The sequence below is a fragment of the Streptococcus sp. 1055 genome, from assembly GCF_013276815.1.
GTDB classification, from domain to species: domain Bacteria; phylum Bacillota; class Bacilli; order Lactobacillales; family Streptococcaceae; genus Streptococcus; species Streptococcus pseudopneumoniae.
The window spans coordinates 1-2228 of sequence record NZ_VMLT01000157.1 but is presented as its reverse complement, the minus strand read 5'-3'; the positions used below and the strand labels follow the sequence as shown (position 1 = coordinate 2228).

Genomic DNA, 2228 nt, shown 5'->3' with positions numbered 1-2228 from the left:
CTCGTTAAATCGGGATTTGACGAGCAAGTTTAGTTCATCTAACTGCAATTTTCTTTTAGTAATAAGCCTTTTAATCGTATTAAGAATACAGATAATGTTCTCTTGTTCTTCGATACCTAGCAATTCTAATTGTAAATCAAGTAATATATTCTTGTTTAAATGAGGAATTGTTGCACCTGTTGAATGATCTCGTAAATACTGCGATTTACTTTCCAAAAAGACTCCCAAGTAATCTGATATAATTTTTTCTTTGTATCGCTCATTCTTTTTTAAGACCGTAATTGTACTACCAACAGCTCCCGATAACCCATAACCAACTGTTCCTGCATTAGCACCATCCCATGCTATCAGAATATCATCTGGGAGTGCTTCAGTCATATTTAGACTTTCAGTGAATTTTAAATTATTATTATTTCTTAAATCATCTATTTGAATATAACGTTGGCTTAGAGTTGTTTGTTCAGCAAGTACAGTGGCTTTCTTGCCTTTTTTTAGAGATAAGACTTCCCCCAACTTCACTTTTTTCATACAGCCACCTCCCTACTTGAGTAATTTTTCTAATTCAGCCAAGCCAGCTTGAATTTCTTTTTCTAAATCATTGATTTTCTTTAAGATGACTTCTGTTGGTTCATACTCAACTTTTTCATACTCAATCTCTTTATATTTATTGATAGACAAATCATAATCATTTTCCTTTATCTCAGCAACTGGAACAAAGAAAGATTGATCCGTTCTCTGACGTTCTGCTTCTTTTTCAAGATGATGAAAGCGTTCGATAATATCTGGAATATCATTGTCGCTAATCGGTTGTCGCTTATCATCCAAACTTAAGCCATCCGCTTTCATATCGTAAAACCAGACCTTGTCAGTACCACCATTGCCAGTTTTTGTAAAGATGAGAATGGCAGTTGAAACTCCAGCATAAGGCTTGAAAACACCACTAGGCATTGAGATTACAGCATCAAGCTTATGGTTCTCTACAATTTCCTGACGAATTCCTTTATGAGCTTTCGACGAACCAAAAAGGACACCATCAGGTACGATAACTGCTGCTCGTCCACCTGGTTTTAAAGTTCGCAAGAAAAGAGAAAGAAAGAGTAATTCTGTTTTTTTGGTTTTTACGGTTGCAAGAAGGTCATTAGAGGTTAAATTGTAGTCAAGTGAGCCCTTAAAAGGAGGATTTGCTAAAACCAAAGTATATTTATCGGCTTCTTCATTATCTTGAGACAGCGAGTCAAGGTAACTGATTTGTGGATTTTCTACTCCATGTAGCATCATGTTCATCGCCCCAAGTCTCAACATAGTCGTATCCGTATCATTTCCATGAAACATCTGATTATGAAAATGATTGATATTATCTGTATTGGTTTCCCATTCATCTTTCTTACGCTTTAAGTAACGGCTAGCAGATACTAAGAAGCCAGCAGAACCCATAGCGGGATCTGAGATAATATCTTTGATGGTCGGTTGCATCAACTCAACCATCATATCGATGATGTGACGAGGTGTACGGAACTGTCCATTTTTACCTGCGGTCGACAATTTTGATAACAGATATTCATAGATATCTCCGATATCAGTAATACTTTGTTTGTCATTATCAAAATCTACATCTAATCCCCTAGTTGGAAAAACATCTAAGATAGAAATTGCCTTTTGAAGCGTAGCAGGTTTATTTATTTGAAAAATAGCTTCTCGCATATATCGTGAAAAGGCTGTATCATCTGTATCTCCCTTGAGATTTTTAATAAACGGAAAAATCTCCTGAGTCATTAAACGATAAACTTCCTGAGCATCTCCTATATTTTTAAAAGTTGACCAACGGTATTCAGGTTTATCTTTTGGAAAAACTCCCTCATAAGGAATCCCTAAAAATTCAGCATCACTTTCACGTCCAAGCTCGACACTATCCAAATCTTTCATAAATAAGAGATAAGTCAACTGTTCAATATTTGTTAAAGGATTTGCATTTCCTTCTGTCCAAAGAATTTCCCACAACTGATCGATTTTATTTTTTAATTCGCCTGTAATCATATCTTCCCTTTTCTTTAGTTTTTAAAACTTAGTAATATCATTATTTTATCAGATTTCAAACAAAGCTTCAATTAACTATATCTATGCGTCACCTGAATATTTTATACTCTTCGAAAATCTCTTCAAACCACGTCAGCTTCACCTTGCCGTAGGTATATGATACTGACTCTGTCAGTTCTATCCACAACCTCAAA

General features: G+C 35.2%; 2 protein-coding genes. Both read right to left on the bottom strand.

Annotation, left to right across the window (positions count from 1 at the left end; translation table 11 throughout):
- Positions 1 to 528 (bottom strand): restriction endonuclease subunit S (locus HT699_RS11210; RefSeq protein ID WP_172929874.1); only part of this gene is annotated, 528 nt, incomplete at its 3' end.
- 12 nt (positions 529 to 540) lie between these two features.
- Positions 541 to 2034, bottom strand: coding sequence for a class I SAM-dependent DNA methyltransferase (locus HT699_RS11205; RefSeq protein WP_138706111.1), 1494 nt, complete (start codon positions 2032 to 2034; stop codon positions 541 to 543).
- Positions 2035 to 2228 lie beyond the last annotated feature (194 nt).

Coding starts and splice junctions, on each gene's coding strand:
- HT699_RS11205 (WP_138706111.1), bottom strand. CDS start 2,034: ATGATTACAGGCGAATTAAAAAATAAAATCGATCAGTTGTGGGAAATT.